The following is a 13,418-nucleotide window of genomic DNA, read 5'->3' on the forward strand; positions in this document are numbered from 1 at the left end:
TGACTGGGCTGGCTGGGCCGAGGAAGGAAGACTGCGCCAATGCGTCCGTTCGGGGACCTCGAGGCCGTGATCATGGACCACCTCTGGTCCGCAGCCGAGCCGCTGACCGTCCGTGAGGTGCTCGAGCGCATCGACCGCGACCCTCCGCTGGCCTACACCACCGTGATGACGGTGATGGACAACCTGCACCGCAAGGAAGTCCTCAGCAGGGCGAAGGAGGGGCGAGCCTTCCGCTACTGGCCCACCAAGGACCGCGCCAACCACACCGCCGAGCTCATGCACGAGCTTCTCAACGACAGCGGCGACAGCTCAGTGACGCTGCTGCGGTTCCTCGACAACATGAGCGCTGCCCAGGTCAAGAAGCTCAAGCGGGCCCTCGATGATTAGCGCACTGCTTCTGACGACCTACGCGGCCGTCGCCGGAACCCTCGGTGCGGGATGGCTCCGCGAGGCTCGGTGGCCAGGTCTTGCCCCGCGATTGGCCATCGCCGCCTGGCAGTCCCTGGCGGTGTCGGTACTCCTCGCGCTGGCCGCAGCTGGGCTAGCGCTGGCGATCTCCTTCCCGCACGTCAACGCCGACCTCGCCGCGCTGTTCAACCTGTGTGCCGAGACCTTCCAGCACAGCTACGCATCACCGGGAGGGGCACTGACCGCGCTGGTCGGAGTGGCCGTGACCCTGGTGTTGGCGGCCCGGGTCTTGTGGTGCACCACGCGGGCCTCCATCACCGATCACCGGGAGCGGGCCACACGTGTGGCCGCCCTCGACATGGTCGGCCGCCGCAACATCGTGCCGGGCGCCTTGGTCGTCGAGCACGGCGCACCGTATGCCTTCTGCATCGGCGGACGACACCACCGCGTCGTGATCACCAGCGGCTTGCTTGCGACTCTCGGGCCGGCCGAGCTCAAGGCCGTGTTGGCCCACGAGCACGCCCACCTTCGCCAGCGTCACCACACCGCCCTGGTCTCATGTCGCGCACTGTTCGGCACGCTGGCCCCGCTCTTCCCAGCCTTCCGCGCTGCGATGCCTCTGGTGCGCCACTACGCCGAGCTATGCGCCGACGACAGCGCTCGCCGCCGGGTCGGCGCGGGCCCGCTACGTGACGCGCTCGCACGACTTGCCCTCCTTCCCGCGCCGAACGGCACACTGGCCGCGAGCGCCCAAGATGTCGAGCAGCGCTTGACGCGTTTGACCGGCCGGCCGCGCCGCATGCCGCTCGTCGCCTCAGCGCTGACCGGCACTGGCATCGTCGCGGCGGTCGTCGTCCCGTTGGCCTTGGCAGCAGGCCCCGCGCTTGCTATCGCCTGGGAAGGTCTGTGCCGCGTGGCCTAACGGCCCCATGACCGGAGCCGGGGGAACCGCCGCCGGGACAGCCGGGCTTGCCCACCGGGGGACGGATACTTCACGCTCCTTGAATGGGCGCTTGGCCGACGCGAAGGCCACGGCGTCCGGGCCAAGGGCCCGCGTGTGACTACGCCTCCCCCCGCAAGACGACGATGGCAGCGGCGCCGTGGGCCCAGTAAGACAGCCGACCGGGCTCTGCGAAGGGCACTCGTGTTGCGCTCCCCGCCTCGGCGGCGACGGTCTCCGTGAGCACGGTCGGCCACCGTGAGGCACGTACGTCACGGATCGCCCTCACAGCAGGGGGTGGGCCGGCGCGAGGGGGCGGTGCCTGCTCGTCACCTGACGGCCAGGCGCCAGCGCACGTCATCTTCAGGCCGAACTACTATCCTTCTTAGGAGTTGGTTTCTCCGACGAAAGGAGTGCGTGATGGCGAGCATCCGTCGCCGCGCCAAGAGCAGCGACGTCAACAAGCAGCTATCGGGCTGGAGCAAGCGCCGGATCGCGTCGTGGTCGCTCTTCGGGCTGGCAGCGCTGGTAGCGGGCCAGCACCTGGTTGCACACGCCGGCTGGCGCCCCCTCCCCATCTCGATGGGATGGCAGGACCTACTGCTCGGCTACCCGATGGCGATCGCGCTCGCCGTGGTCGGTGGCATCGTCATGGACCCGAACCCCCGCATCTGATGACGGCGTTGGCCATACCGAGCCCGAGCGAGGGTGTTTGGCACCTGGGGCCCCTCCCGGTTCGTGCGTATGCGTTGTGCATCATCGCTGGGATCGTTGCGGCCATCTGGTTGGCCGAGAAGCGGTGCACGCGCCTCGGCGGCAGGCCGGGCGCCATCCAGGACATCGCCTTGTGGGCAGTGCCGTTCGGGATCATCGGTGGTCGGCTGTACCACGTCGTCACCGATCCCGAGCTGTACTTCGGGTCCGGCCGCCGCCCCGTCGAGGCGCTCTTCATCTGGCAGGGCGGCCTGGGGATTTGGGGAGCGGTCGCTCTCGGGGCGTTGGGGGCGTGGATCGGCGCACGACGCGCCGGCATCTCGTTCGCCGCGGTCGCCGGCGTGCTCGCGCCCGCCATTCCACTGGCTCAGGCGATCGGGCGCTGGGGCAACTGGTGGAACCAGGAGCTCTTCGGAGGCCCGACCGATCTTCCATGGGGGCTCCAGATCTCTGCTGACCGGCGACCGTCCGGCTACGAAGAGTTCGCGACCTTCCATCCCACCTTCCTCTACGAGTCGCTGTGGAGTCTGGGGGTCGTCGGTCTCGTGCTCTGGGTCGAGGCGCGCTATCGCATCGCCGGCGGTCGGCTGTTCGCTGTGTACGTGATGGGCTACACCTTGGGGCGCGGATGGATCGAGTACCTCCGTATCGACACCGTGAACCACGTCCTGGGGCTTCGACTCAACGTGTGGACCAGCGTCGTCGTCTTCGTCGCGGCCGCGGCGTACTTCGTGGTCGCGACCCGCCGAGCGAGCGGCGCAGACATCATGTCTGGTGCCTCGGCCGAGGGCGCCGCCGACGGCGCGGCGACCACAGGCCCTCCTGATGATGCCACTGGCCCACGACATGACCAGCAGCATCGACCGATACCCGGGCCACCTCTGGCCCCGAGCGACCGCCGGCTGGGCAGACGTCGCCGACACTCGCCTTGAAGACTTCGCCGCCATTCCGTTCCGCCACATGCAGCCCTACAGGGCCCGGCGGGGCTGCACGCCTACGCGGGCACGTAGAACCGCGCGGACCCCACGGTGGTCATTCAGCTCCGGGAGACGCCGGCCCACGCACAGCGCGACCATGGCTCGCTCGGTGTCAAGGTCGCGGCATCTGTCGGTAGCGTCACGATCGGGTAAGTGGTAACTTACGCGTTCGTGGTGACTTACCAGTCTGATGCGTGGGCGCTACTGGGCGACTCACGCCGGAGGGCGATCATCGAGCGGCTCTCGGCCGGCGCGTGCACGGTCGCCGAGCTGGCCGAGGAGATGCCGATCAGCCGGCCGGCGGTGAGTCAGCACTTGAAGGTGTTGCGTGAGGCCGGGGTGGTCCACGACGAGCCGGTCGGCCGCAACCGGGTTTACAGGATCGACGCGGCACGGCTTGAGAAGTATCGGCGGCAGCTGGACCAGTTCTGGTCCGGCGCCTTGGGGAATCTCGCCTCGAGCCCAGGCGACCGACAGCAGGAGATCGGGTGACGGTGCAGTCCGACGGGGCCGTGCAGCACGAGGTGCTGGTCGACCTCCCACCAGACGAGGCGTTCTGGAAGTTCGCCGACCTGGACAAGATCAAGCCACGCGAGCACAACATGCTCGCCGTGCCCATCGCCGAAACCGTGCTGGAGCAGCATGCCGGAGGCGACGTATACGACCGCGGCGTCGACGGCAGCATCTGCCGCTGGGGACGGGTCCTGACCTTCGACCCACCCCACACCATCGCGTTCAGCTGGGACATCGGACCAGACTGGCAGGTCACCACCGACCTCGACCGGACCAGCGAGGTCGAGGTCACCTTCACCCCCGAAGGGAACGACCGGACCCGCGTGACCTTGACCCACCGACACATCGAACGCCACGGCCCGGGCTGGGAGTCCCTGCGCGAGGGCCTCGACGCACCGGACGGCTGGCCCCTCTACCTCGGCCGATACGACGCGCTGACCCGCGGCGACCTGGAGGCGCTGTGAGCAGACCGGACCTCACGCCGTACGCGGTCCAAGAGCGTGGCGATCTCCTCGCCCTGCTGCGCGAACTGACGCCGGCGCAGTGGGAGAGCCCGACTCTGTGCACCGACTGGTCTGTCCGACAGGTCGCGACCCACGTCGTCAGCTACGACGAGCTCACCAAGCTCCAGACCGCAGCGATCTTTCTGCGCGGCGGTCTGCGCACCGGGACGGTGAACGAGGTTGCCCTGAGCCGGTATCGGGACCTCGATCCTGACGCTGTCCTCGACCTCGTCGCCAGGTGTCAACGCCCTCGCGGGCTGACTGCGGCGATGGCGCGGGGATCGCGCTGACTGACGGGACGATCCACCACCAGGACATCCGCCGCGCGCTGGGCATGCCGCGCACCATCCCCGAGGAGCGGCTCGTGCCGGTGCTCGACTTTTCCCTCGGCGCGCCGACCCTGCCGTCGAAGAGCAACCGCCGTGGCCTCAAACTCGCGGCGACTGACGTCGACTGGTCCACAGGTGACGGGCCCGAGGTCTGCGGGACGGGCGAAGCGCTCCTGATGGCTGTCGCCGGCCGGCCAGCCGCGCTGGGCGAGCTCGAAGGCGAGGGGCTGGCGACGCTACACAGCCGAGTCGAAGGCCGATAGGACGCGCTGCCGGTCAGGTACGAACTTCACGTCACTGGTGGCCGCCCTCTTGTGCAGGTCTATCCCCCACAACGACCCGTTCTGCTTGCTGCTGCACGCATCCCTCCCGAGCTTGAATCCGCAACAGTTGTCGAGTCGGGCGCGCGACGCTACTTCGAGATGAACAACCCCCTCGCGAGCCTCCCTCCGACTGCATCAGTTCCCCGCCCCCTATGCCACGTGAGTGCCGCACGAGCCGTCGCCGGGCAGGGCGGGCAGGGGTAGGCAGGGTGAGCAGCCGCCATTGGAGCGACGAGCTGGACGCCTGGACCGGGACTCGCCTGCCCCGCTGTTGGGGTAGATGAACACGTAGACACTCAGATCGCGCACCGCTCTCCCCCAGGCCCTACGGCGCCGCTTCGTGCTCCGCGAGAGCCACTGCCGGGTCCACTGGATCACCGCCTGCCGGACGCACCTCGAGGTGCAGGTGCGGGCCGGTGACATTTCCGGTACTGCCCACCGCGCCGATCACCTGGCCTCGCGCGACGACGTCACCGACACCGACGGCGATGCTGGACTGGTGGCAGTACCAGAGCTCGGTGCCGTCCTCGAGCTCGACGATCGTTCGGTAGCCGTAGGAGCCAGCCCACCCAGCCTCGATCACCTTGCCGGAGGCCACCGCGTGAATGTCGGTGCCCGTCGGGCCGGCGAAGTCCAAGCCAGTGTGGACTGTGCTCCACAGGTAGCTGGTCTCGCCGAACGTGCCCGTGATCCGATACCTCGTCAAGGGCAGCGCCCAGCGCTCTGAGGCCAGTTCACGGGCGTAGGAGCGCGCTTGGCGGCCCAGTGCCGCCAACGCCCGTGAGCGGCGGGTTGCCTGCTGATCGACTGCCGTGCCCACGCCCGCTCGCGTTGCCTCGGCCGCACCCGCCTGGTCCCCCTCGGACCGCTGGGCGGACCGGCTGACGGTGGCGAAGCGCGAAGGGGTCGGAGCGCTCGGAGGGGCCGGAGCGGCAAGCGCGTCGACTGCCCTGGTGGCGTCCAGCCACGACTCTTCGGGGGCCAAGGTGCTGGCCGAGCTGGTGAGGCTGACGGCACCGACGAGCACGGCGACACCAGCCACGCGACCTCCTGGGAACTCGCGCGGTGGAGCAGCGTGTCGCCCTGTGTGCTCACCGCCGCGTCCCGTCTTCTTGGATCGGCTCTTCCTGTGTTGGCCCGGGAGGGTGCGTGGGGGTGCTTCCGCGATCTTGCGCCGTTTGCCTGCGCCGTTGTAGGCCGCGGCCGCGCCACCGGGCTCACCCGCGCGATGTCGCCCCAACTCCGCACCTTCCGTCGCCGACAACGCACCCTGCTCAGGCGACGAAGTGGTGGGTGCCCGTAACGGGGAAGAGCCGGGCACCCACCGTGGTGGAGGCCACCGCTCTCTACTATTCACCATAGTAGGATTGCCTCGGGCGATCCAGTCCGGCGTGTCGGACCGAGGGAGATCAGGAGGAGCAGCCGCGTGGAACCAGCGAAGGCAACCACCGATGGGCACGCGGCCATCAGGGTCGAGTGGTCTCGAAAAGACCAGTGGCGCACCGTCACCTGGATCGGTGTCCTCGGACTGGCGGCGGCCACCGCCATGGCTCTGTATGGACTGCCCCCGGTCGACCTCCACGGGCCACTGCACCGAATGGGCATCATGGACCCGTTGTGCGGAGGCACCAGAGCCGCGCGCTTTACCGCTCAGGGCAATCTTGCCGAAGCGTGGAAGTACAACCCCCTGGGGATTCTCGCGACGATCGCCGCAGGTGCCGCCGTTGCCAGGCTTGGCCTGGGGATCGTGGGACGCCGATGGCTCAACGTCCAGATTGCGTGGACGCCACGTCGTATCCGGATCGCACTAGCCGTGGCGGCGGTCGCCACCATCGCCCTCGAGATACGCCAGCAAGGGCGCGCGGACCTCCTGCTCAAGCCCTACTGAGACCTCGGCGCCGGAGTCGAGTAGTCACGCGATGAGACACCCGCAGCACCAAGCAGCTCCTGCCCTGGTTGTGCTCTTGTTACCCGTGAGGGCCGTGCACCCAGGGGTCCCCTCTGACGCACTGACCATCCCCATCCGGCGCGCGGAGGGTGTCTAGTTCAACCGCCCGCCGGATGGGGCTCTTGGGCACTCCGGCGGACGGCGGCTATCCCGAGACCGAGGAGGGTGAGACCGATGGCATAGATCGGGACGCCGGCGATGATCTGGCCTGCGTCCTGGCTTGGTTCGGCGCCGACGGGCAGGTACAGCTCCCGCGTCTCGGTGAGCGTCTCGACGTCGCCGGACTCCACGGGCAGCCACGCCTCGGCGCGTCGGCCATCGTAGGCGAGCTCGACGTAGACGAACCAGCGTCCGGGCTCGGTGACAGTGATCGTGCTGGCGTAGTTGCAGGGACCGTCGGGAGACAGCGGGGCGGCCACGGTGGTGCCGGCGCGGCGGGCGAGGAGCCGGAGCGGACGCGCGTGGTCGCAGTCGTCGTCGAGGCGCGCTTGCATCGCGATACGGCCCCGGCCGTCGCTGTGGGCGGAGAGGAGAAGGTCGGTGACCTTGGTGCCCTCGCCGGGGTCGTGGGCCACGGCCCGGTCGGCCGTGGCCGCAAGGACGGTGCTGGACGCGACGAGGAAGAGGGTCGCGGGCAAAGCGACGCGGGTCCAGCGGCGCGTGCCGAGCAGGATGAGTGCGCCCACAACAATGGCGGGTATCGCAGTGAGCGCGACCGCGTCGGGGGCTTGGCTGGCGAGACCCAGGGCGGAGGCGCCCCACGCGGCGGCCGCGGTGGCCGTGCCCGCGGCGGCGAGACGCTGGGCCTGGCCGCGCAGGGGCAGGTCGTAGGCGGCGAGACCGAGGACGGCGAGTGGCAGGTCAGGGGTGCTGCGTCCGAGGAGTGCGAGGATCGAGGCGATCATCAGCCGCAGGGCGGCGTAGGCCAGGACAGTGGTGGTGACGGGCGCGCGTAGAGGCACCACACGGTGGACCAGGCTGGCCACGACCAGGACGGCGACCAGGAGGATCGGCAGGTAGAGGGTCTCGCTGAACTGGGGGACGTCGGTCTCGTACTCGAAGACCACCGTCGAGGCGTTCGCCAGCAGTAGAGTGCCGGCTGCAGCGCGCAGAGCTCGTGCGCCGGGGGCGACACCGACCAGGGCGCCGAGCGCGATTGAGGTGGCGGCGAAGATCACCAGGACGTGCGGCGGGCTCCATGCGACGGAGTCCCGGCCGAAGGCCTGATGCCAGGCAGCGTCGATGGGCGCGGCTGCCAACGCAGCAGCTCCACCAAGGCATGCCGCCAGCACGGGGAGCTGCGCCGCGGCGCGGCGCGGAGAGCGCAAGATCATCAACACGCGGATTCCCCACGCGGCGATGGAGAGGCCCACAACGGCCATGGCACCGTAGAGCAGGAGATGGGCAGGGGTCCAAAAGCTGTCGCGGCCGATGTCGGTGTGCCAGGCCTCGTCCCAATAGGTGGCGAAGATGCCGACGCCGCCGGCGACGCAGACCGCCCACCCGAGCGGCGACGGGAGGTTGAGACTGGATCTGTTCGCATATGAGACGGACACATCTCAACTATGATCGTGGTATGTCTACGCGTCAAGGTGTCGTCGACCAGGCCCTGTTGGATGCGACTGCTGCAGCGATCGCTCGCTGGGGTCTGCACGAGCTGACGCTCGAGCGGGTGGCGTCCGAGGCGGGGATTTCACGCGCGACGATCTACCGACGTGGCGTCACTCGTGAGGATCTGATCGGTGCGGTGACGGCCGAGGCCGCCGACACCTACACCAGGGCGATGCTGCCCGCATTGGCGCAGTCGGGAACCGCTGCTGAGCGCCTTCGGATCGCTCTTGGCGCGCTGTGTGCGACCGCTGACCAGCACCTGCATGTCCTCGCTGGCTTCTTCCTCGCCGGCGGCGAGGTTTTCCATCAGCCCGGGCCCGACGCCATGGTGGTGGAGGTGTTCGCCGAGCCGTTCGAACGACTGCTACGCGATGGCGCCGTGGACGGCAGCCTTCGCCATCTCTCCCCCACGATCACCGCGACGGTGTTGTTCAACCTGGTCGGATGGGGGTACATCCATCTCCGCGCAGCCCACGGCTGGGGCGCTTCCATCACGGCCGAAGCGATCATCGACCTGGTCCTCCACGGAGCCCTCGGCCCTGCCTCCCACCAGCGCGTGACCACCCTCACGGAGTAGCATTCAGTTCCCTTTCAACCTAGCCATGCTGGAAGTCGCCCCCTCCGCCTAAGCGCGCCGCCCCCACGGGCCCTGTCAGGCGTCCACACGCTCGAGCCAGCCTTCTTGACCGCCCCGACCACGAAGCGGCCAGTACACCTGCCCGGGAGAAATGTCGGGTAGCGGTCAGTGGCCCGCGACGGAGCCGGCGAAGGCATCCCACACCGGTCCGGCGAGAACGCCGATCGCAATGCTTGCCGTTGCCCCGATCAGGATCACGGCACTCACCGAGCGAGACGTGGCGCCCGCATGCTGGTGTGCGCCCTCTGGCTGCGTGTCCGTACCGCTGGCCGACGCGCTGATCACTGATCCAGCCGGGTCAGGCCGTTTGTTGTGGGTCGCCGCCGAGTGCTCCAGGTCTGTCGTTGAGGATCCCGCGTCTTGCGCAGCCCTCGCGGTGCCGTGGCCGCCGTGATCGCTCGGGTCGGGCTGGCTGAGGTGTCGGTGGCTGGAGTGTTGCATGTGGTGGGAACTCTGATCTGAGTGCTCGGCGTGATCGGGCTGTGCTGCGGGGGCGAGGGTTTCTGGTTGGCCCGACGCACGAGCTGTCTCGGACCCAGCGACGTCGGACCGAGTGGTGTCGGACGTGGTGAAGGTCGGGATGATCCAGCGCAGGTAGTAGTACAGGCTGGCTACCGAGTTGGCGAGTACGGCGAGGGCTAGCCAGGCGAGTCCGCCGTCCCAGGCTGCTGAAGCGGTGGTCAGCTTGCCCACGAAGATGGCAGTCGGCGGGGTGCCGACCAGGCCGAGCAGCGCGATCAGGAGCGCGATCGCCAGGGCGGGTCTCGTCGAGATCATTCCGCGGTAGTCGTTCAGCGTGCGTCGGTTCGGGCAGGCGGCGATGACGGCGAAGGCGGTGGTGTTGGTGACGGCGTAGGCGGTGAGGAAGAGAAGCATTGAGGGAGCCGCGAGGTCGCTGTGCCCGGCGACGGCGACCGGCACGAGGGCGTAGCCGACCTGGCTGACGGTCGACCATCCCAGCAGTCGACGAGGATCGTCCTGGCCGAAGGCGGCGAGGTTGCCTAGCGTCATGGAGGCGGTGGCGATGAGGGCGATCAGGACGGGCCACTCGAGGGTGTCGGGCAGCAGGGTCACGAGGCGGTAGGTGGCGATCACCGCGCCGATCTTGGGGACGGTGGTCAGGAACGCGGCGGCGGTGGTGGTGCTGCCTTGGGTGGCGTCGGGGACCCAGAAGTGTCCTGGGACGCCGCCGGCCTTGAACATCAGTCCGCCCAGGACCGCGATGGTGCCGAACGCCACGGCGGCAGTGGGGGCGGTCGCGAGGCGGTCGGGGAGGTCGGTGTAGGCGGTGGTGTTGGTCAGCCCGTAGAGCACGACGACGCCGAGCATCAGCCCGATACCCAGCAGGGCTCCGATCAGGTAGGTCTTCATGGCCGCCTCGGCGGACCGGGCGGTGCGGCCGAGGCCGATCAGACCGTAGAGGGGTATCGAGGCAAGCAGGTATCCGGTGATGAGGATCAGGAGGTCGTTGGCGCCGACGAGCACGATGGCGCCCAGAGCGCTGAGCAGGATCAGGCTGTAGGTCTCCGATTCACGGGGATCGCCGGAAAGCTCGTCGGTGCCGAGCAGGATGACGAGGCCGGTTGCGGCGACGATGATCAGTCGCGCTCCCCCGGTGAGCGTGTCGACGGTGAAGGTGCCGTCGAACGCGGACAGGGTTTCGCCGGCGAAGTCGAACGCGGCGGCGACCGCGGCGGCGACCAACGCCGTCAGAGCCGCGATGCGGGCTACCCACTGGCGCTGTCGGGGCAGGAATGATCCGCCGAGCAGGCAGACCACTGCGCCGCCCAGGAGCAGGATCTCGGGGAGCAGCGCACCGGGCTGCATCATCCCCATGTCCATTCCCATGCCGCCATCGGTTTCCGAGCCCGTCCCCGAACCCATCGCGGTCCTCGAGTTGAGGGCGGCGCCGACGAGCAGCGCGACGCCGCCCCCATCTGCTCCAACCATGGCCTACCTCCCGACCAGGTCGACGATCGTCTGCGCGGCCGGTTCGATGACGTCGAGCAGCGGCCGGGGAATGATGCCGAAGACGACTGCGAGGACCATCAGGCCGCCTGCGGACCACAGCTCGGCCGGTCGCAGGTCGGCGAACCCGCTCGTCTTGCCCTGCGCCGGGCCGGTGAAGATCAGCTGGTAGGCGCGGAGGAACAGCCCTGCGGTGAGCAGGATCCCTACGACCGCCACCGCGGTCACCGGGGCGACGGCGATGCTGCCGGTGAAGATCTGGAACTCGGCGATGAACCCGGTGAAACCGGGCAGCCCGAGCGAGGCGAACGCGGCGAGGACGAACAGCATCGACAGCCGTGGCGCCGGGCCCGCCAGGCCGCCGTAGGCATGGAGGTCGTAGGTGCCGGCGCGGTCGCGGAAGACCCCGGCGAGGAGGAACAGAGCCGCGGTGATCAGGCCGTGGGAGACCATCTGGTAGACCGCGCCGGTCACCGCGGTCTCGCGCACCGCGCTCGTGCTACCGCCGATGAGTCCCGCTGTCCCCAGACCGAGCACGACGTAGCCCATGTGGTTGATCGAGGTGTAGGCGATCATCCTCTTCAGATCGGTCTGGGCCAGCGCGACGAGGGCGCCATAGATCACCGAGACGATGCCGACGGTGATGATCACCCAGGCCCAGGCCTGCCAGGCGTCGGGCAGCATCGGCATCGCGACCCGGACGAACCCGTAGGTGCCCAGCTTCAGCATCACCCCGGCCAGGACGGCGGAGCCCGTGGCCGGGGCGTCGGTGTGCGCGGGCGGCAGCCAGGTGTGGAACGGGACCGTGGGGGTCTTGACCGCGAGACCCACCAGAATGGCCGCCAGCACCAGCCCCCCGGTAACTCCCTGGCCTTGAAGCGGAGCCTGCGCGGCGAGGTCGACCATGTCGAAGGTGTGCGGGTCGGCGGCAATGTAGAGGCCGATGAATCCCAGCAGCAACGCCAGGGACCCGAGGAAGGTGTAGAGGAAGAACTTCAATGCCGAGCGACGGTTGTCGCCGTGACCCCACCCGGCGATCACGAAGTACATGCCGACGATCGAGAGGTCGAAGAACACGAAGAACACGATCAGGTCCTGTGCGGCGAACACGCCCATGCAGGTCGTCTGCATGAACAAGAACAGCGCAGAGTTCACCCGAGCCCGACCACCACCGGCGCCGCGCCCGCGAACGTCCCCGCGACCGCCGGTTGCCGCAATACCCGGTGTCGCAGTACCCGGTGTCGCCGTTCCTGTTGTCGCCGTTCCTGTTGCGGCGACGCGCTCCCGAGTCGCGTGTGCGACCTCGGGCTCGGGGGTCCGGCGGGTGGAAGCGGTCGAGTACACGGCGCAGGCCAAGAACACCACGGCCGTCATCGCAAGCAACGGCAGGGAGAGCCCGTCGATGCCGAGGTGGTAGCTGCTGTTGACTCCGGGAATCCACTCGACCTGTTCCTCGAACGCCAGCGTGCCCGCGGCGGGCGTCTCGTAGACCGACCACATGCCGAGGATCAAGGCGAGCTCGACAGTCGTAGCCGCGACGAACACCCACCTCGAGGCAGCACCGGACAACGCCGGGGCGGCCACCAGGACCAGGGCGACCACCAGGGGCCACCAGACGATGAGACTCAGCATGAGGGCACCTTCGACTTCATCCGATCACGACCAAGAGGATCAGGCCGACCAGCAGCAGCGCGGCGGCCTGTGCGTAGTACTCATGGAGTTGCCCGGTCTGCGGGCGGCGCGCCAGCTCCCCCAGCCGGCGCATCGCACGACCGAACGACTCGACCAACCCGTCGACCCGGCGCACGTCGAGGGCGCTCATCCGGTCCGCGAGCCGCAGCGTCGCCTGCGCGCTGGCGTCGATTCCACGGTCCAGGACGCGTGTGTCGAACGCAGCGAGGAGATTCGCTAGCCGCAGCGTGGGGGCCACTAGTGCGCGGCGTGTCCAATGCTCCAGCCGGAACCACTCCCCCACCCAGCTCGACAGCCGAGCAGCTGACGCTCCGTCTAGGGGTCCGGCCTCCGGTCGAGCTTGGGATCCAAACTGGGGTCCGTCCTCGGATCCGGGCTGCCGCTTCTGCAGATGGGCGCGCGGCGCGACTCCAGGGTGCACCGCGCGGCTGGCGGAACGACGCCTGCGCCAACCGGCGAGGACCATGGCACCGAGCACGGCGAGAGCCACCGCACCCGAGACAGCCAGCTCGGCGACGCTGGGACCCGGCACGCCGGGCTCATCCAGCTGCTCACGCAGCCACTGGCCCGGGGGCAGCAGTACCACCAGCCCGAGCACGGCTGCACCCAACGCAAGGGGCGGCACCGCCGTCCACGTCGCTGCGGCAATCCGACCAGACGCCGGCGAAACGACGTCGGGGGCCATCGCTCCAACGCCAGGGACAGCGGGCGGTGCACTCAACTGGGCACTCAACTGTGCAAGGCGCTGCTCAGGGGGCTGTGCGTCGGAGTCTGCGCCCGTGCCGGCTCTCGCGCTCGCGCTCGCGGTCGCCCGGTCGGTCGCGGGGGTGGTCGCGGGGGTGGTCGCGGGAGTGG

The 13,418-nt window shown here is 69.1% G+C and carries 15 protein-coding genes; 10 read left to right on the top strand and 5 right to left on the bottom strand.

From position 1 onward, the window contains the following. The first annotated feature begins 39 nt into the window (after nucleotides 1-39). The 8 genes from ABKW28_RS17525 to ABKW28_RS17560 all read left to right on the top strand — a co-directional run bounded on the left by ABKW28_RS17525 (nucleotide 40) and on the right by ABKW28_RS17560 (nucleotide 4,647). On the top strand, nucleotides 40-387 hold the full coding sequence (locus tag ABKW28_RS17525) for a BlaI/MecI/CopY family transcriptional regulator (protein ID WP_348611975.1): 348 nt from the start codon (nucleotides 40-42) through the stop codon (nucleotides 385-387). Further along, entirely contained in the window at nucleotides 380-1,330 is a 951-nt protein-coding gene (locus ABKW28_RS17530) for a M56 family metallopeptidase (protein WP_348611978.1), read from the top strand. The genes ABKW28_RS17525 and ABKW28_RS17530 overlap by 8 nt, the downstream gene beginning before the upstream one ends. Nucleotides 1,331-1,768: 438 nt before the next feature. Then, nucleotides 1,769-2,023 (top strand): hypothetical protein, encoded by a 255-nt coding sequence (locus ABKW28_RS17535; RefSeq protein ID WP_348611981.1) that lies wholly within the window; start codon nucleotides 1,769-1,771, stop codon nucleotides 2,021-2,023. Continuing rightward, nucleotides 2,023-2,994: a prolipoprotein diacylglyceryl transferase gene (gene lgt, locus ABKW28_RS17540; protein WP_348611984.1), complete on the top strand. Its 972-nt coding sequence runs from the start codon at nucleotides 2,023-2,025 to the stop codon at nucleotides 2,992-2,994. Before ABKW28_RS17535 ends, lgt begins: the two co-directional genes overlap by 1 nt. A gap of 198 nt (nucleotides 2,995-3,192) precedes the next feature. Beyond that, a complete protein-coding gene (locus ABKW28_RS17545) occupies nucleotides 3,193-3,531 on the top strand; it encodes a metalloregulator ArsR/SmtB family transcription factor (RefSeq protein WP_348611993.1) in 339 nt (112 codons plus the stop codon). Further along, entirely contained in the window at nucleotides 3,528-4,016 is a 489-nt protein-coding gene (locus ABKW28_RS17550; protein ID WP_348611996.1) for an SRPBCC family protein, read from the top strand. The genes ABKW28_RS17545 and ABKW28_RS17550 overlap by 4 nt, the downstream gene beginning before the upstream one ends. Further along, entirely contained in the window at nucleotides 4,013-4,345 is a 333-nt protein-coding gene (locus ABKW28_RS17555) for a maleylpyruvate isomerase family mycothiol-dependent enzyme (protein ID WP_348611999.1), read from the top strand. The genes ABKW28_RS17550 and ABKW28_RS17555 overlap by 4 nt, the downstream gene beginning before the upstream one ends. Then, complete coding sequence (locus ABKW28_RS17560) at nucleotides 4,294-4,647, top strand: maleylpyruvate isomerase family mycothiol-dependent enzyme (protein WP_348612002.1); 354 nt, start codon at nucleotides 4,294-4,296, stop codon at nucleotides 4,645-4,647. The genes ABKW28_RS17555 and ABKW28_RS17560 overlap by 52 nt, the downstream gene beginning before the upstream one ends. 385 nt (nucleotides 4,648-5,032) lie before the next feature. Here ABKW28_RS17560 and ABKW28_RS17565 read toward each other — a convergent pair whose 3' ends face one another. Beyond that, the gene (locus ABKW28_RS17565; protein ID WP_348612005.1) at nucleotides 5,033-5,749 is read right to left on the bottom strand and encodes a M23 family metallopeptidase; all 717 of its coding nucleotides are present in this window, start codon (nucleotides 5,747-5,749) and stop codon (nucleotides 5,033-5,035) included. Nucleotides 5,750-6,133: 384 nt separating this feature from the next. On the opposite strand from ABKW28_RS17565, the gene ABKW28_RS17570 reads away from it, so the two are divergent. After that, a complete protein-coding gene (locus tag ABKW28_RS17570; protein WP_348612008.1) occupies nucleotides 6,134-6,595 on the top strand; it encodes a DUF2752 domain-containing protein in 462 nt (153 codons plus the stop codon). A 158-nt stretch (nucleotides 6,596-6,753) separates the two neighbouring features. On the opposite strand, the gene ABKW28_RS17575 is transcribed toward ABKW28_RS17570, so the two are convergent. Further along, entirely contained in the window at nucleotides 6,754-8,211 is a 1,458-nt protein-coding gene (locus tag ABKW28_RS17575; RefSeq protein ID WP_348612011.1) for a hypothetical protein, read from the bottom strand. Nucleotides 8,212-8,231: 20 nt separating this feature from the next. Here ABKW28_RS17575 and ABKW28_RS17580 point away from each other — a divergent pair, with 20 nt between their 5' ends. After that, nucleotides 8,232-8,843 (top strand): TetR/AcrR family transcriptional regulator, encoded by a 612-nt coding sequence (locus tag ABKW28_RS17580; protein ID WP_348612014.1) that lies wholly within the window; start codon nucleotides 8,232-8,234, stop codon nucleotides 8,841-8,843. Nucleotides 8,844-9,008: 165 nt separating this feature from the next. Here the strand turns inward: ABKW28_RS17580 and ABKW28_RS17585 are convergent, their stop codons facing one another. From ABKW28_RS17585 to ABKW28_RS17595, 3 genes are read right to left on the bottom strand one after another with little or no spacing between them, the layout of a single operon-like run. Then, a complete protein-coding gene (locus ABKW28_RS17585; RefSeq protein WP_348612017.1) occupies nucleotides 9,009-10,853 on the bottom strand; it encodes an NADH-quinone oxidoreductase subunit N in 1,845 nt (614 codons plus the stop codon). A 3-nt stretch (nucleotides 10,854-10,856) separates the two neighbouring features. Next, on the bottom strand, nucleotides 10,857-12,503 hold the full coding sequence (locus tag ABKW28_RS17590) for an NADH-quinone oxidoreductase subunit M (protein ID WP_348612020.1): 1,647 nt from the start codon (nucleotides 12,501-12,503) through the stop codon (nucleotides 10,857-10,859). Nucleotides 12,504-12,519: 16 nt separating this feature from the next. Then, on the bottom strand, nucleotides 12,520-13,248 hold the full coding sequence (locus ABKW28_RS17595; RefSeq protein WP_348612023.1) for a hypothetical protein: 729 nt from the start codon (nucleotides 13,246-13,248) through the stop codon (nucleotides 12,520-12,522). Nucleotides 13,249-13,418: the final 170 nt, after the last annotated feature.

This window comes from Nocardioides sp. 31GB23, assembly GCF_040012395.1.
GTDB classification, from domain to species: domain Bacteria; phylum Actinomycetota; class Actinomycetes; order Propionibacteriales; family Nocardioidaceae; genus Nocardioides; species Nocardioides salarius.

Bases quoted from the DNA above. Each gene is read 5' to 3' on its own strand.
- ABKW28_RS17585 (WP_348612017.1), bottom strand. From the start codon at position 10,853: ATGGTTGGAGCAGATGGGGGCGGCGTCGCGCTGCTCGTCGGCGCCGCC.
- ABKW28_RS17595 (WP_348612023.1), bottom strand. From the start codon at position 13,248: ATGGCCCCCGACGTCGTTTCGCCGGCGTCTGGTCGGATTGCCGCAGCG.
- ABKW28_RS17525 (WP_348611975.1), top strand. From the start codon at position 40: ATGCGTCCGTTCGGGGACCTCGAGGCCGTGATCATGGACCACCTCTGG.
- ABKW28_RS17535 (WP_348611981.1), top strand. From the start codon at position 1,769: ATGGCGAGCATCCGTCGCCGCGCCAAGAGCAGCGACGTCAACAAGCAG.
- ABKW28_RS17530 (WP_348611978.1), top strand. From the start codon at position 380: ATGATTAGCGCACTGCTTCTGACGACCTACGCGGCCGTCGCCGGAACC.
- lgt (WP_348611984.1), top strand. From the start codon at position 2,023: ATGACGGCGTTGGCCATACCGAGCCCGAGCGAGGGTGTTTGGCACCTG.
- ABKW28_RS17590 (WP_348612020.1), bottom strand. From the start codon at position 12,503: ATGCTGAGTCTCATCGTCTGGTGGCCCCTGGTGGTCGCCCTGGTCCTG.
- ABKW28_RS17580 (WP_348612014.1), top strand. From the start codon at position 8,232: ATGTCTACGCGTCAAGGTGTCGTCGACCAGGCCCTGTTGGATGCGACT.